Source organism: Promicromonospora xylanilytica, assembly GCF_054782895.1.
The window spans coordinates 672,531-687,561 of sequence record NZ_BAAGRP010000007.1 but is presented as its reverse complement, the minus strand read 5'-3'; the positions used below and the strand labels follow the sequence as shown (position 1 = coordinate 687,561).

General features: G+C 73.6%; 13 protein-coding genes. 9 read left to right on the top strand and 4 right to left on the bottom strand.

The window, feature by feature from the left end; genetic code table 11:
• The first annotated feature begins 40 nt into the window (after positions 1-40).
• The 5 genes from ACYVK7_RS10890 (at position 41) to fgd (ending at position 7,262) form a co-directional block, all read left to right on the top strand.
• A complete protein-coding gene (locus ACYVK7_RS10890; protein ID WP_460887697.1) occupies positions 41-1,681 on the top strand; it encodes a fucose isomerase in 1,641 nt (546 codons plus the stop codon).
• Positions 1,682-1,727: 46 nt separating this feature from the next.
• A complete protein-coding gene (locus ACYVK7_RS10885) occupies positions 1,728-3,278 on the top strand; it encodes a carboxyl transferase domain-containing protein (protein WP_460887696.1) in 1,551 nt (516 codons plus the stop codon).
• A gap of 11 nt (positions 3,279-3,289) precedes the next feature.
• Positions 3,290-5,251, top strand: coding sequence for an acetyl/propionyl/methylcrotonyl-CoA carboxylase subunit alpha (locus ACYVK7_RS10880; protein WP_460887695.1), 1,962 nt, complete (start codon positions 3,290-3,292; stop codon positions 5,249-5,251).
• On the top strand, positions 5,244-6,188 hold the full coding sequence (locus ACYVK7_RS10875) for a hydroxymethylglutaryl-CoA lyase (RefSeq protein ID WP_460887694.1): 945 nt from the start codon (positions 5,244-5,246) through the stop codon (positions 6,186-6,188). The genes ACYVK7_RS10880 and ACYVK7_RS10875 overlap by 8 nt, the downstream gene beginning before the upstream one ends.
• Before the next feature lie 72 nt (positions 6,189-6,260).
• The gene (gene fgd / locus ACYVK7_RS10870) at positions 6,261-7,262 is read left to right on the top strand and encodes a glucose-6-phosphate dehydrogenase (coenzyme-F420) (RefSeq protein ID WP_460887693.1); all 1,002 of its coding nucleotides are present in this window, start codon (positions 6,261-6,263) and stop codon (positions 7,260-7,262) included.
• Here fgd and ACYVK7_RS10865 read toward each other — a convergent pair.
• Positions 7,249-7,905 (bottom strand): response regulator, encoded by a 657-nt coding sequence (locus tag ACYVK7_RS10865; RefSeq protein ID WP_460887692.1) that lies wholly within the window; start codon positions 7,903-7,905, stop codon positions 7,249-7,251. The two genes, fgd and ACYVK7_RS10865, sit on opposite strands and share 14 nt — an antisense overlap.
• Positions 7,902-9,035 (bottom strand): sensor histidine kinase, encoded by a 1,134-nt coding sequence (locus ACYVK7_RS10860; RefSeq protein ID WP_460887691.1) that lies wholly within the window; start codon positions 9,033-9,035, stop codon positions 7,902-7,904. Before ACYVK7_RS10860 ends, ACYVK7_RS10865 begins: the two co-directional genes overlap by 4 nt.
• A gap of 119 nt (positions 9,036-9,154) precedes the next feature.
• On the opposite strand from ACYVK7_RS10860, the gene ACYVK7_RS10855 reads away from it, so the two are divergent.
• From ACYVK7_RS10855 to ACYVK7_RS10845, 3 genes are read left to right on the top strand one after another with little or no spacing between them, the layout of a single operon-like run.
• Positions 9,155-9,583 carry a hypothetical protein gene (locus tag ACYVK7_RS10855; protein WP_460887690.1) on the top strand — a complete coding sequence of 143 codons (429 nt, stop codon included), beginning with the start codon at positions 9,155-9,157 and terminating at the stop codon, positions 9,581-9,583.
• Entirely contained in the window at positions 9,580-11,094 is a 1,515-nt protein-coding gene (locus tag ACYVK7_RS10850; protein ID WP_460887689.1) for a multicopper oxidase family protein, read from the top strand. The genes ACYVK7_RS10855 and ACYVK7_RS10850 overlap by 4 nt, the downstream gene beginning before the upstream one ends.
• 20 nt (positions 11,095-11,114) lie before the next feature.
• Positions 11,115-11,804 carry an HAD hydrolase-like protein gene (locus tag ACYVK7_RS10845; protein WP_460887688.1) on the top strand — a complete coding sequence of 230 codons (690 nt, stop codon included), beginning with the start codon at positions 11,115-11,117 and terminating at the stop codon, positions 11,802-11,804.
• 80 nt (positions 11,805-11,884) lie between these two features.
• Here ACYVK7_RS10845 and ACYVK7_RS10840 read toward each other — a convergent pair whose 3' ends face one another.
• Both ACYVK7_RS10840 and ACYVK7_RS10835 read right to left on the bottom strand, forming a co-directional pair.
• Positions 11,885-12,412, bottom strand: a complete 528-nt coding sequence (locus ACYVK7_RS10840) for an O-acetyl-ADP-ribose deacetylase (RefSeq protein ID WP_460887687.1) — start codon at positions 12,410-12,412, stop codon at positions 11,885-11,887.
• On the bottom strand, positions 12,409-12,888 hold the full coding sequence (locus ACYVK7_RS10835; protein WP_460887686.1) for a GNAT family N-acetyltransferase: 480 nt from the start codon (positions 12,886-12,888) through the stop codon (positions 12,409-12,411). Before ACYVK7_RS10835 ends, ACYVK7_RS10840 begins: the two co-directional genes overlap by 4 nt.
• 265 nt (positions 12,889-13,153) lie before the next feature.
• Between ACYVK7_RS10835 and ACYVK7_RS10830 the strand changes: the two genes are divergently transcribed.
• Positions 13,154-15,025, top strand: coding sequence for an HNH endonuclease signature motif containing protein (locus tag ACYVK7_RS10830; RefSeq protein WP_460887685.1), 1,872 nt, complete (start codon positions 13,154-13,156; stop codon positions 15,023-15,025).
• Positions 15,026-15,031 lie beyond the last annotated feature (6 nt).

Below are 15,031 nucleotides of genomic sequence, written 5' to 3'. Positions count from 1 at the left end.
CCACCTGAACCACAGCCACGCAGCACAGAAGGAGCTCCCCATGTCCTACACCCTTCCCGCCGTCACGTCGCGTCCCCAGGTGGCGCCGAAGACGGTGTACCTCGTCGCCAGCGGTGACCTGCGCGAGTCGGCGAACCAGGCCGGCTGGCCCACCCAGGCCGCGATGGAGGCCGACCTCACCGCCGCGCTGGCCGAGCTCGGCTGGACCGTCGTGCGCGCGAACGACGTGGACCCCGCCACGGGCCACGGATTCATCAGCTCGCAGCGCATGGGGCTCGAGGTCTTCCGGTCCATCCCGCCGGACGCGCCCCTCATCGTGGCCGAGGCGGTCTGGCAGTACAGCCACCACGTGCTGGCCGGCCTGCGCACCCACCAGGGCCCCATCCTCACCGCCGCGAACTTCGTGGGGGACTGGCCGGGCCTCGTGGGCCTGCTGGGCCTGAACGCCGGGCTGACCAAGATGGACAAGCCGTACTCGACGATCTGGAGCGTCGACTTCACCGACCAGTGGTTCAGGGACGGCCTGCGCGAGTGGCTCACGACGGGCGCGATCGAGCACGACGCGTCCCACGTGACCGACGCGCCGGCCCTGCCCGCGGGCCCGCAGGCCGAGCTCGGGCAGGCGCTCGCCGACCAGCTCCTGCGCGACAAGGCGATCATCGGCGTCTTCGACGAGGGCTGCATGGGGATGTACAACGCGATCATCGACGACGAGCTGCTCAACCAGATCGGCATCTACAAGGAGCGGCTGAGCCAGTCGGCGCTGTGGGCCGAGATGCAGCGGGTGCCGGACACCGAGGCGGACGCCGTCCAGGCGTGGCTCCAGGACGCCGGCATGACGTTCCGCCTCGGGCAGGACGAGGCCACCGAGCTCACGGCCGCGCAGCTGCGCTGGCAGCACAAGATGTACGTCGCGGCACTGCGCATCGCCGACGACTTCGGGCTGGACGCCGTCGGCATCCAGTACCAGCAGGGGCTGAAGGACCTCAGCCCCGCCTCCGACCTGGCCGAGGGCCTGCTGAACAACGTGGCCCGGCCCCCGGTCACCTCGCGCGACGGTGCGCGTGTGCTGTGGGACGGCCGCGCGCTGCCGCACTTCAACGAGGCGGACGAGGGCGTGGCGGTGGACGCGCTGGTGACCAACCGGCTGTGGACCGCCATGGGCCTCGACCCGGCCACCACGCTGCACGACGTGCGCTGGGGCGAGGAGTACGACGGGCAGTTCGTGTGGGTGTTCGAGATCTCGGGCTCCGTGCCGCCGTCGCACCTGGAGGGCGGCTACGCGGGAGCGCAGGGGTGGCGGCAGGACCCGGTGTACTTCCCGCTGGGCGGGTCCACCATCAAGGGCGTCTCCAAGGCCGGCGAGATCGTCTGGTCCCGTGTCTACATCGCGGGCGGGCGCCTGCACGTCGACCTGGGGCGCGCCTCCGCCGTCAGCCTGCCCCCGGAGGAGACCGAGCGCCGCTGGCAGGCCACCAACCCGGAGTGGCCGATCATGCACGCCGTGCTGCACGGCGTGAGCCGCGACCAGTTCATGGCGCGGCACAAGGCCAACCACCTCAACGTGGCCTACGCGCCGGACGCGGCGACCGCCGACGACGCGCTGGTCGCCAAGGCGGCGCTCTTCGCGGGGCTGGGCGTCGAGGTGCACGTCTGCGGAGAGGTGGCGGCACTCGCATGACCCCCAGGGGTTAACGATCATTAACCGGCGGACTATGCTGCGGCACATGGCCACCGACACCGGCGTTGGACCGGATCTACGCACTCTCACCGCGCAGCTGCGCGAGCGGCTGGCGCGCGTCCGCGAGGGCGGCTCGCCGGCCGCTCGCGAGAAACACACCGCGCGCGGCAAGCTGCTCGCCCGCGACCGCGTGGACCGGCTGCTCGACGCGGGCAGCCCGTTCCTCGAGATCGGCGCCCTGGCGGCCTACGGCATGTACGGGGGCGAGTGGGCGGTGCCCAGCGCGGGCATCGTCACGGGGATCGGCCGGATCGCGGGCCGGGAGTGCGTGATCGTCGCCAACGACGCCACCGTCAAGGGCGGCACCTACTACCCGGCGACGGTGAAGAAGCACCTGCGCGCGCAGCAGGTCGCCGCAGAGAACCACCTGCCGTGCGTCTACCTCGTGGACTCCGGCGGCGCCTACCTGCCGATGCAGGACGAGGTGTTCCCGGACCGGGAGCACTTCGGCCGCATCTTCTACAACCAGGCCAACCTGTCCGCACGGGGGATCCCGCAGATCGCCGCCGTCATGGGGTCCTGCACGGCGGGCGGCGCGTACGTGCCCGCGATGAGCGACGAGGCGGTCATCGTGCGCGACGAGGGCACCATCTTTCTCGGCGGCCCGCCCCTGGTGCAGGCCGCCACGGGCGAGGTCGTCACGGCCGAGGAGCTCGGCGGCGGCGTCGTGCACACCACGACGTCGGGCGTCGCCGACCACCTCGCCGACGACGACGCGCACGCCCTGCGCATCGTCCGCGAGATCATCGGCACCACCCCGGCGAGCGCGCCGAGCCTGGACCGAGAGCCGCCCGAGGAGCCCGAGCTCGACCCCGACGGCCTCTACGACGTCCCCGCCGACCCCCGCACGCCCTACGACGTGCGGGACGTGATCCGGCGGATCGTCGACGGCTCCCAGCTCACCGAGTTCAAGGCCCGGTACGGCGAGACCCTGGTGTGCGGCTTCGCCCGCATCGACGGGTACCAGGTGGGCATCGTGGCCAACAACGGCATCCTGTTCTCCGAGTCCGCGCTCAAGGGCGCGCACTTCGTGCAGCTCTGCGACCAGCGGCGCATCCCGCTCGTGTTCCTGCAGAACATCGCCGGGTTCATGGTCGGCAAGGAGTACGAGCACCGCGGCATCGCCAAGGACGGCGCCAAGCTCGTCACCGCGGTCGCCTGCACCTCGGTGCCGCGCTTCACCGTGGTGCTCGGCGGATCGTTCGGCGCCGGCAACTACGGCATGAGCGGCCGGGCCTACGACCCCCGCTTCCTCTGGATGTGGCCGGGCGCCCGCATCTCCGTCATGGGCGGCGAGCAGGCGGCCTCCGTCCTCGCGACCGTGCGCCGCGACCTGGCCCCCGAGGACGTCGAGGCGTTCAAGGACCCGATCCGCGCCCAGTACGAGACCCAGGGCAACCCCTACTACGCCACCGCCCGCCTCTGGGACGACGGCGTGATCGACCCCGCGGACACCCGCCGCGTCCTCGCGCTCGGCCTCGCCGCCGCCGCCAACGCCCCGATCCCCGAGCCGTCCTACGGCATCTTCCGGATGTGATGACGATGCCCATGACGCACACCCTCCTGATCGCCAACCGCGGCGAGATCGCGCTGCGGATCATCCGCACCGCGCGCCGCCTCGGCCTGCGCACCGTCGCCGTCTACTCCGACGCCGACGCCGGTGCTCCGCACACCCGCGCCGCCGACGTCGCCGTCCGGATCGGCCCGACGCCACCCGCCGAGTCCTACCTGTCGATCCCCGCACTCCTCGCCGCGGCCAAGGAGACCGGCGCCGACGCCGTCCACCCCGGCTACGGGTTCCTGTCCGAGCAGGCCGACCTCGCCCGCGCCGTCCTCGGCGCCGGCCTGACCTGGGTGGGGCCCCCGCCCGAGGCGATGGACGCCATGGGCCGCAAGGACACTGCGCGGAAGATCGCCGAGAAGGCCGCCGTCCCGGTGCTCAAGGAGATCCCGCTGCACCAGCCCACCGACGACCGGCCCACCGACGACCGGCTCGCGGTCGCCGGCGAGCTCACCTATCCGCTCCTGGTCAAGGCCGCGGCCGGCGGCGGCGGCAAGGGCATGCGCATCGTGCGCGAGCCGGCGGAGCTCGGACCCGCCGCCGCCGCCGCCCGCCGCGAGGCCGCCGCCGCGTTCGGCGACGACACCGTGCTGCTGGAGCGGTACGTCGAGCACGGCAGGCACGTCGAGGTGCAGGTCCTCGCCGACGAGCACGGGAACGTGCTGCACCTGCACGAACGGGACTGCTCCGCCCAGCGCCGGCACCAGAAGGTGCTGGAGGAGGCGCCCGCCCCCGACCTCGACCCGGCCCTGCGCGCGCACCTGCACGACTGGGCGGTGAGCCTCGCCCGCGAGGTCGGGTACACCGGCGTCGGCACCGCGGAGTTCCTGGTCGAGGCGGGGCCGGGCAACGGCGCCTGGTTCCTCGAGATGAACACCCGCCTCCAGGTCGAGCACCCCGTCACCGAGGAGGTCGTCCGCGTGCACGGGGAGCGCATCGACCTCGTCGAGCAGCAGCTCCGCGTCGCGGCCGGCGAACCGCTCGGCTTCGCGCAGGACGACGTCGCCGTCGTCGGCCACGCGATCGAGGCGCGGATCTACGCGGAGGACGCGTACGGCGGCTTCCTGCCGCAGGCCGGTACGGCGACCCGCGTGCGCTGGCCGGAGTCCACGGGGACCGTGCGGGTCGAGGCGGGCATCGAGGACGGCACCGTGGTCCCCGCCGCCTACGACCCGATGGTCGGCAAGGTCGTCGCCCACGGCGCCGACCGTGAGACCGCCCGGCGCGGGCTCGTCGACGCGCTCGACGCCACCGCGATCGGCGGCCTCGTCACCAACACCGGGTTCGTGCGGGCGCTCGCGGACTCGAGCGCGTTCCGCGACGGCGAGGTGCACACCGCCTGGCTGGACACCCACGAGCTGCCGCCGCCGGATCCCGGCCCCGCGCTCGTGGCGGCGGCGTGGACGGTCGCGGCGGCAGCGGTGCCGGACGGCGGTGACGGATGGCGCCTCGGCGGCCCGCCCGCCGACACGTGGGTCGAGCTGGACGACACGGTGCTCCGTGTGAGCACCGCGCGGGGCGAGGTGCGTCGCGCGGACGAGCCGCCGACGTCGTGCCGCGCCGTGGGCGACGGGCTGCTCGCGCTGGACGGTGCGACCGCGCGGTTCGCCGTCGACGTGGGCCCGCGGTCGGTCGAGGTGAGCACGCGCGGGCACACGTTCCGGTTCGTCCGGCCGAGCGCGTCGAGCGTCGCCGCGGCCGACCTGTCCGACGGCGTGGTGCTCGCCGCCATGCCCGGCGTGCTGACCGCCGTCGAGGTGCACGACGGCGACGCGGTGACCGCCGGGCAGCCGCTCGGCGTGCTGGAGGCGATGAAGATGGAGGTGACGCTGATGGCGCCCGGCGACGGTGTGGTGCGCGTGCGTGCGGTGGCGGGGGAGCAGGTCGCGGCGCGGCAGGTGCTCTTCGAGGTGCTGCCGGCGGACGCCCAGGAGGCGGCCGATGCCTGAGCTGCGCAGCCCCCAGGTGGTGCCCGACCCGAGCCTGCCGGAGCGGGTGACGATCTACGAGGTGGGCCCCCGCGACGGCCTGCAGAACGAGAAGGCGGTGGTGCCGGCGGCGGTCAAGGTGGGCCTGGTCGAGCGGCTGCTCGACGCGGGCCTGCCCTACGTCGAGGCCACCAGCCTGGTGCACCCGCGCTGGGTGCCCCAGCTCGCCGACGCCGAGGAGGTGCTCGCCGCGCTCGTGGACCGGCTCGGCGACCGGGCCCGTGACCTGCCGGTGCTCGTGCCGAACGAGCGCGGCCTGGACCGGGCCCAGGACCTGGGCCTGCGGCACGTCGCGATCTTCGCCAGCGCCACCGACACCTTCGCGCGCCGCAACCTGAACCGTTCCCTCGACGAGCAGTACGCCATGTTCGAGCCGGTCATGACGCGGGCTCGGGCGGCGGGGATGCGGGTGCGGGCCTACGTCTCGATGTGCTTCGGCGACCCGTGGGAGGGCGACGTGCCGATCGAGCAGGTGGTCGCGGCGGGCAAGCGGCTCCTGGACCTCGGCGCGGAGCAGCTCTCGCTCGGCGACACGATCGGCGTCGGCACGCCGGGGCACGTCGTCGCGCTCCTGGACGCCCTGAACGCCGCGGGCCTGCCCGACGACGTGCTGGCGCTGCACGCCCACGACACCTACGGGCAGGCGCTCGGCAACGTCGCTGCGGCGCTGCGGCACGGCGTGACAACGTTCGACACGTCGGCGGGCGGGCTCGGCGGCTGCCCGTACGCCGAGTCGGCCACCGGGAACCTCGCCACGGAGGACCTGCTCTGGATGCTGGACGGGCTCGGGATCAGCACGGGGGTGTCGATGCAGGGGCTGGTGGACACCAGCGGGTGGCTGGCGCCGCACCTGGACCACGAGCCGGTCAGCCGCGCCTACCAGGCGCTGCACGGATGACCTGACCTGGGCGGACGTGATGTGTGCGACGCCACGGCTCGCACGGCGGAGATCGAGCGTAGGGTCGCAGATGTGACTCTGAGAATCGGGTACAAGGCGTCCGCCGAGCAGTTCGGGCCGCGCGAGCTGGTTGAGCTCGCAGTACGCGCTGAGGAGGTGGGACTGGACAGTGCGATGGTCTCCGACCACTTCCTGCCGTGGCGGCACGAGGGGGGTCACGCGCCGTCCGCGCTCGCCTGGCTCGCCGCCGCGGGGGAGCGCACCTCCCGGATCCAGCTCGGCACGAGCGTGCTGACCCCCACGTTCCGCTACAACCCCGCCGTGATCGCGCAGACGTTCGCGAGCCTCGCGCTGCTGACCGAGAACCGGGTGATCCTCGGCGTCGGCACGGGCGAGGCACTGAACGAGACGGCGGTCTCCGGCCGCGAGTGGCCCGAGTTCAAGGAGCGGTTCGCGCGGCTGCGCGAGGCCGTGCAGCTCATGCGGGCGCTCTGGACCGAGGACTCCGTGGACTTCAAGGGCGACTACTACGAGCTGGTCGGCGCCAACATCTACGACCGGCCCGAGAACCCCGTGCCGGTCTACGTCGCAGCGGGCGGCCCGCTCGTGGCGAAGTACGCCGGGCGCGCGGGCGACGGCTTCATCTGCACCTCCGGCAAGGGCATGGACCTGTACACGGAGAAACTGCTGCCCGCGGTCGCCGAGGGTGCGGCGAAAGCCGAACGGTCATCGGAAGACGTCGACAAGATGATCGAGATCAAGATCTCCTACGACCGCGACGCCGCCACCGCGCTGGAGAACACGCGGTTCTGGGCGCCGCTGTCCCTGACGCCGGAGCAGAAGCACAGCGTCACCTCGGCCACGGAGATGGAGCAGCTGGCCGACGAGCTGCCCATCGAGCAGGTCGCCAAGCGCTGGATCGTCGCGTCCGACCCGGAGCAGGCGGTCGAGATGATCAAGCCGTACGTCGACGCCGGGCTGAACCACCTCGTGGTGCACGGCCCCGGCCACGACCAGGAGCGGTTCCTCACGCAGTTCAGCGAGGACGTGCTGCCGCGGCTCAGGGAGCTCTGACCAGGCCCGTCTCGTACGCGAGGATGACGAGCGCCGCGCGGTCCCGCGCGCCGAGCTTGGCGAGCAGCCTGCTCACGTAGGTGCGTGCGGTGGCCGGGCTGAGGTAGAGCTCGCGGGCGATCTCGTCGTTCGTGAGGCCCCGGCCCAGCTGCTGCAGCACCTCGCGCTCGCGCTCGGTGAGCGCGGCGAGCCGGTCGTCGCCCGACCGGGGCGCCGGGCTCGCGGCGACGGCACGCAGCACGGTGGCCGTCACGCCGGGGTCGAGCAGTGACTCGCCGGCCGCCACCACCCGGACGGCGCGGCGCAGCTCGGCCGGCGCGACGTCCTTGAGCAGGTAGCCGGCGGCGCCGGACCGGATGGCGTCGAACACGTGCTCGTCCTCGTCGAACGTGGTCAGGATGAGCACCCTGGTGCCCGCGAGCGCCGGGTCGGCGACGATCTCCCGGGTGGCGGCCAGCCCGTCCAGGCCCGGCATGCGGATGTCCATGAGCACGACGTCGGGCCGCAGCTCCCGCACGCGGGACACCCCGGCCCGCCCGTCGGCGGCCTCCCCGACGACGGAGATGTCGCCCTCGCTCTGGGCGAGGGCGCGCAGGCCCGCGCGCACGAGCTCCTGGTCGTCCACCAGCACTATCCGGATCACCGGTCGTCCCCGTCCAGCCGAAGGGGTAGGTCGGCGGCGACGAGGAACCCGCCGCCGGGTGCGTCGCCCGCGGTGAGGCCGCCGCCGAGCAGGGTCACCCGCTCGCGCATCCCGGAGAGCCCGGAACCGGGTACGAGGCCCGCGCCGGCGCCCCGGCCGTCGTCGGTGACACGGAGGGCGAGCCGGTCCTCGGCCACCCGCGCCGAGACCGTCACCCGGGTGGCCGACGCGTGCCGCAGCACGTTGGTGAGGGACTCCTGCACGACGCGGTAGGCGGTGGCGTCGATCGCGCCGTCGAGGGCGCCGTCCGGCACGTCGAGCGTGACGTCGACGACGAGCCCCGCCGCCCGTGCGGAACGGGCCAGGGTGTCGACGCCCGCCAGGCCGGTGGGGGCCGCGGCGCCGGACGGTTCCCGCAGCACCCGGACCGTCGACCGCAGCTCGTGCAGCGTGCCCGACGTCGCCTCCCGCACGTGCTCGAGCGCGCCGCGGGCCGCCGCGTCGTCGCGGCCCACCGCCTCGGCGGCCACCCCGGAGTGCAGCGCGATCACCGAGAGGTTGTGCCCCACGACGTCGTGCAGGTCGCGCGCGATGCGCAGGCGTTCCGCCTGCAGCCGCTGCTCGGCGGCCCGTGCCTCGTGCACGCGCGCCTCACGCGTGAGCCGGACCGCGACGCCGAGCGCGATGGCGGCAGCCCCGAGCGCCAGGTTCGTGACCAGGTCGTACGGCGCCAGCTCCTCCTCGGGGGTGTTGCCCACCGTCCGGTAGTACGTCGCGACGGCCATCAGGGTGGCCCCGCCCCCGACGGCCCAGGCGGTGTGCCGCAGCTCGGCCGCGGAGTACAGGGCGGCGATCGCGGGCAGCGTCATGCCGATGGGCGCGAACTCGAGGATGTAGTAGACGAACACGCCGAGCACCGTGAGCGCCAGCACGGTGCGCGGCGCCCGGCGCCGCAGCAGCACCAGAGCCCCGAAGGCCACCGCGAACAGGTACGCGCCGGGTCCGGCGTGCCGCGCGGTGTCGGGGTCGGCCGCGACGACCACCGCGACCACGAGGGCCATGGCGAGCCCCAGGACGACGTCCGTGACGCGCGGGTCGACCGTTCGCGGGACCGCGTTCTGCTCGGGCACACCGTCACCCTACGGACCCCGCGGCGCCGAGGCATCAGGGTCGGTGTCGCCCCCAGGCGACATCAGGAGACGATCCCGGGCCGATGTGCCGACCGGCGTCCCGCGGGCACCGTCGAGGCATGACCTCACCACACCTTCCTCCGCTGCCCGCCCCGGACCGGCCGGCGCGACCCACCATCCCTTGGGCCCTCGTCGGGGGCCTGGCCACACTGGCCCTGCTCTGGCCGCTGGCCGGCCTCACCGGGGCGCTCGGCACCGGCGCACCCCGGGCGCTGACCATCATCGGCATCACCGCCGTCGTCTGGATCGGGGTGGTCGGCCTGGGCCGCGTGCCCCGTCCGGTGCTCACGCTCACGCTCACAGGGGTGGCCTACGGGCTCGTCGCCCACGTCGTCGCGCTGCTGGTGCCCGTGCTCGGCGGCGCCGGTGGCCCGGGCGGCGGGCCGCTGTGGACCATCGTCCCCGCGCTGCTGTTCGACGCGATGTGGGGAGCGCTGGCGGGCCTGGCGGCCGCAGGGGTGCAGCGGCTGCTGGGGGTGGACCGGTGAAGCGCGTTGCCGGGCTCGTCGCCGGCGCGGCGACGGTCGTGCTCGCCGTCGCCGGGTGCGCGCTCGTGCCCGGCTCGGTCACCTCGGTCGACCGGACCGAGTTCACGAACGAGCTGGCCGTCCCGCCGCTGGCGCCGTCGGAGGTCGTGGACGGGACGCGCGTCTTCTCGCTCACGGCGCAGGAGGGCGAGACCGAGTTCCGGCCCGGTACCGCGACCCGGACGTGGGGCTTCGACGGCGCCTACCTCGGCCCCACCCTGCGCGCCGAACGCGGCGAGCGCGTGGCCGTCGAGGTGGCGAACGACCTCGACGAACCGACCAGCGTGCACTGGCACGGCATGCACCTGCCCCCCACGATGGACGGCGGGCCCCACCAGGCGGTCGAGCCCGGAGCCACCTGGCGCCCCACCTGGCGGATCGACCAGCCGGCCGCCACGCTCTGGTACCACCCGCACCCCCACGGCGCCACCGAGAAGCACGTCTACCGCGGTCTGGCCGGCCTGTTCCTCCTGGACGACGACGCCTCCCGCGCCGCCGACCTGCCGCACACCTACGGCGTCGACGACGTCCCGGTGATCGTGCAGGACAAGGTCCTCGACGAGAACGGGCAGCTCGAGCTCTCGGACGACGGCAGCGAACCCGGCACCCTCGGCGACGTCGTCATGACGAACGGCACCATCGGCGCGTACCACGAGGTGACCACCGAGCGCGTACGGCTGCGCCTGCTCAACGGGTCTACGGCCCGCACCTACCAGCTCGGCTTCGCCGACCGGGAGATGGACCTCGTCGCCACCGACGGCGGGCTGCTGGACGCCCCGGTCCGGCTCGACCACGTGCGGCTCGCACCCGGCGAGCGCGCCGAGGTGGTCGTGCGGCTGCAGCCCGGCGACACCACCCGCCTGCACTCGTTCGAGGCCGACCTGGGTGGCGTCGTCGTCCCGTTCGCGATGGGGGCCAACGACGCGTTCGACGTGCTCGAGCTGCGGGCCGCCGACGACCTCGCGCCGTCGCCGGAGCCCGCCTGGGACACCTCGGCCCACGCGCACCAGGACACACCCCACGAGGCGGACGCCGCCGTGACCCGCACCTTCGAGCTCGACGACCGCAGGATCAACGGCCGCCGCATGGACATGGGGCGCATCGACGAGGTCGTCACCGAGGGCAGCACCGAGATCTGGGAGGTGCGCAGCACCGTGCCCATGCCGCACAGCTTCCACGTGCACGACGTGCAGTTCCGCGTCCTGTCCGTCGACGGCGACGCCCCACCGCCCGAGCTCGCCGGGCCCAAGGACACCGTCTACCTCGAACCGCAGCGCACCTACCGGCTGCTCATGCGGTTCGACGACTACACCGACCCCGACGTGCCGTACATGTACCACTGCCACATGCTGCTCCACGAGGACGAGGGGATGATGGGCCAGTTCGTCGTCGTCGAACCGGGGCAGCAGGCGGGGACACCGCCGGACCACGGGCGCGACGCCGCCGCGGACACCCACGCGGGGCACCACTGAACGTGTGGCACGCTCGTCCGGTGACCCTCTCGCTCCCCACCCGCGCCACGCACGTCCTGCTCGACCTCGACGGCACCCTCACCGACTCCGCCCCCGGCATCATCGCGTCCCTGCGCGTCGGGTTCGCCGACGCGGGCTTCGCCGTCCCCGGCGACGAGGTGCTGCGCACCTTCGTGGGCCCGCCGCTCGGGGCGAGCATGACCGCCATCGGCCTGTCCGACGCCGACGCCGCCACCACGATCGCCGCCTACCGGCGCGACTTCGAGGTGCACGGCATGTTCGACAACTCCGTGGTCCCCGGATTTCCCGAGGCGCTCGCGGAGCTGCGCGAGGAGGGAGTGACCCTCCTGGTCGCCACGGCCAAGCCGGAGCACTACGCGCGGCAGATCGTGGAGCACTTCGGGCTCGACGTGTACCTGACCGGCGGGCTCGACGGCGTGCACGGCGCGGCGGGCGAGGCAGCGGGCCTGGTCGAGGGCAAGGAGGTGGTGGTCGAGCGAGCCCTGGCGCACGCCGTGGCTCTCGGCGCGGACCCCGGCCAGGTGGTCATGGTGGGCGACCGCGAGCACGACGTGCACGCCGCCGCCCACCACGACGTACCGACCATCGGCGTGACCTGGGGCTACGCGGCACCCGGCGAGCTGGAGGCCGCCGGCGCCGCCGCGCTCGCCACGACGCCGGCGGAGCTGCGCAAGCTGCTCACGAGCTGAGTCACCTGCGCCGGGACGTGCAGGTGCCGGTGCTCGACGGTATCGAGGCGCCGCGCCGCATCGTCCAGGACGACCGCCCGTCACCCGGCGTGCAGTGCCGTCTCGAAGATGTCCCGTGCCCGCTCGTCGAGGACCACGAACCGCACCTCGTCCGGGCTGGCCTCCGGGTGCTCGGCGAGCCAGCCGCGGCAGGTCGTGACGGCGATCCGGGCGACGTCCCGCACCGGCCAGCCGTAGGCGCCCGCGCTCACGGCAGGGAAGGCGACCGAGCGGACGTCGAGCTCAGCGGCCACGTCGAGCGACCGCGCGAAGCACGACGCGAGCAGGGCGGGATCGTCCTGGCCGCGGTGCAGGTTCGGTCCGACGGTGTGGATCACCCACGCCGCCGGCAGGTCGAACGCCGGGGTGGCGACGGCATCGCCGACGTCCAGGCCGTCCCGGTGAGAGGTCTTCCGCAGCCGCCGGCACGCTTCGAGCAGGCGCGGCCCCGCCGCCGCGTGGATGGCGCCGTCGACCCCGCCGCCGCCCAGGAGCAGGGAGTTCGCCGCGTTGACGACGGCGTCCGTCGCGACGTGGGTGAGGTCACCGACCTCGACGGAGATGCTCATGCGCTGACCTCCTTGGTGCTGGTGCTGGTGCTGGTGCTGGTGCTCGAGGGGCTCGACCCCCGGCGTTCCATCCACCGGTACGCCTCGTCGACCGGTTCCCAGCCGAACTGCTCGTAGAGCCCGTGGGCGTCGGCCGTCACGAGCACCGTACGGCGGAGGCCGAGCGGCTCGAGGTCGGCGACGATGCCCCCGACCAGCAGCTTGCCGATCCCGCGGCCGCGTAGCCGCGGGTCGACGATCACGTCGGCGAGCCAGGCGAACGTCGCGCCGTCCGTCACGACGCGCGCGAACGCCACCTGCTCGCCCGTGCCGCCGTGGAAGACGCCGTAGGGGCGGGAACCCGCGATGGCGGCGTCCATCACCTCGCGCGTGCGGCCCTCGGCCCAGTAGGTGTGCCGCGAGACGAGCTGGTGCACCCGAGCGGGGTCGATCCGGGCGGGGTCGGTGGAGAACTCGTAGGTCGAGTCGTCGTTCATGAGGTGGAGTAAACCACCGGACACCGACATCCCCGGGCGGCATGCGGGTGGGTGCCGAGCGCTGCCGAGCCTGGTCGGCGGTGCCGCGGGCAGCGCGGCCAGGGCTCCCGCGGCCATGGGGTCGACACGGCGGGCAGCAGCTCGGTGCGGCTTGTTTCTGCGGACAGCAGACGGCCGGGCGGATGTCAGTGGTGGAGGCTAGGGTCGAACAGACGTCCGCAGAGATGGTACGTCTACCGATCATCGGCCGAGGGGGTGGGCAGGCATGGGAACCAGGCAGAACACGGCCACGAGCGGCGCCACGGTGCCGCCCGGTGTCATGGTGCCGCCCGGCGGCCCGTTCGAGAACGAGCCGCCCGACGCCGTGCCGGTGCCGTTCTGGCCGGTCGACGTCCTGCGCCAGGCCCTGACCGGTGCACCGGGCTCGCGCCTGGCACGTGTCGTCGCCGAGGCGGTCGACGCGGACGACAACCTGGGAGCCGGCGCCGCGGGCGACGGTCCGCTGGCCGACCTGCCCGACGACGCCCTGGGCGACCTGGTCACCGCGTGCGCCCGACTGCAGTCGTGGGCCGCCGGTCTGCAGGCCCAGATCGTGGCGGAACGCGCCGCGAGGGAGTCGCACCCGCTCGCACACAACTCCCTGGTCGGCCAGGTCACCAGTGAGCTGGTGGTGACCGAGCCGGAGGCTACCGAGGTGGTCGTGCGTGCCGAGAGCGGTGCTCAGCATCCAGCAGTCATCAGTGCCCTGACCTCGGGGCGGATCGACGTGCGCAAGGCTCACACACTGCTGCGCAGCGCCTCCCAGCTGACGGTGGCCGAGCGGGCGGAGGCGATCGCCCGGTTCCTGCCCCACGCGCCGCGCCGCACGTGGCGGTGGCTGCGGGACCGGATGCTCGCGTTCGCCAAGTCCCGTCACGGCGCCGCGGAGACCGCCAGAGCGGCGGCCCAGCGACGCGGCGTGCAGCTGGACCGGGCGGAGAACGACATGGGCTGGCTGTCGGCCTACCTGCCGGCCGTGGACGCCGCCGCGGTCTGGAACGTCGTGGACGACATGGCCCACCAGCTGCGGCACGCCGTGGGTGAGGAACGCACGCTGGGCCAGCTCCGTGCCGACTCCTTGACCGGGATCGTCACCGGCCGTCTCCTGCCGGCCGACCGGTACGCGGACACGGACGCGGACACGAGCCCCGGGACGGACGCGGACACGAGCACGATCCACGGCACGGACACGGACACGAGCCCCGGGACAGGCACGGGTGCCTCCCCGCAGTCGGGCACGGACAGGCGACCGGACCCGAACGGTGCCGACAACCCGAACGGTGCCGACAACCCGAACGGCGCCGACAACCCGAACGGCGCCGACAACCAGGCCGGTGCCGACAGCGAGACCGGACCGGTGTGCTCCTGCGGAGGCCGGGCGCCGGTCGTACAGCACGTCGTGCAAGAAGTGGTGCGGCCTGTGCGGGTCACTCCGACCCGTCCCGTGGTGCGGGTCACCGTCTCGGCCGGCACGCTGCTCGGCCTGGACGACGCACCGGGCGAGCTGCGCGGGTTCGGTCCGATCCCCGCTGACGTCGCCCGCGCCGTCGCGACCGACGCGACCTGGCAGCGCCTTCTCACGGACCCGAGCACCGGGATCCTGACCGACTACTCCACGACCACCTACCGGCCCGGCAAGGTGCTGAGCGCCGCCGTGCAGGCACGGGACGAGACCTGCACGTTCCTCTTCGGCTGCGACAGGCCCGCCGTCTGGGACGACCTGGACCACATCATCCCGTTCGACCACGATCTCGACCCGGCCACGCTGCCACCCGGCACCCCAGGGCAGACCCGGGCGACGAACCTGCACGCCCTGTGCCGCAAGCACCACCTGCTGAAGACGCATGCGGGCTGGGGTGTCGTGCGCGACCCCGGCACGGGGGTCACGACCTGGACCACGCCCACCGGACGACGCCACGAAAGGCCGCCGACCGTACTGGACCCCCACGTCGATCTCGACCGGGTCGATCCCGACACCAGCGGTGACCTCGCTCTGCGCGCCCTCACCGGCCGACGGCTGCTGCCCCGCAGCTACACCACCTCCGCGCCGGCAGCGGCTCCCGGCGCGGACGTTGAGCGGAGCGACCCACCGTTCTGACTCGCG

What these genes read in the sequence shown, in the direction of transcription:
- ACYVK7_RS10840 (WP_460887687.1), bottom strand. Translation starts at nt 12,412, where the DNA reads ATGAGCATCTCCGTCGAGGTCGGTGACCTCACCCACGTCGCGACGGAC.
- ACYVK7_RS10875 (WP_460887694.1), top strand. Translation starts at nt 5,244, where the DNA reads ATGCCTGAGCTGCGCAGCCCCCAGGTGGTGCCCGACCCGAGCCTGCCG.
- ACYVK7_RS10835 (WP_460887686.1), bottom strand. Translation starts at nt 12,888, where the DNA reads ATGAACGACGACTCGACCTACGAGTTCTCCACCGACCCCGCCCGGATC.
- ACYVK7_RS10855 (WP_460887690.1), top strand. Translation starts at nt 9,155, where the DNA reads ATGACCTCACCACACCTTCCTCCGCTGCCCGCCCCGGACCGGCCGGCG.
- ACYVK7_RS10885 (WP_460887696.1), top strand. Translation starts at nt 1,728, where the DNA reads ATGGCCACCGACACCGGCGTTGGACCGGATCTACGCACTCTCACCGCG.
- ACYVK7_RS10830 (WP_460887685.1), top strand. Translation starts at nt 13,154, where the DNA reads ATGGGAACCAGGCAGAACACGGCCACGAGCGGCGCCACGGTGCCGCCC.
- ACYVK7_RS10890 (WP_460887697.1), top strand. Translation starts at nt 41, where the DNA reads ATGTCCTACACCCTTCCCGCCGTCACGTCGCGTCCCCAGGTGGCGCCG.
- ACYVK7_RS10880 (WP_460887695.1), top strand. Translation starts at nt 3,290, where the DNA reads ATGACGCACACCCTCCTGATCGCCAACCGCGGCGAGATCGCGCTGCGG.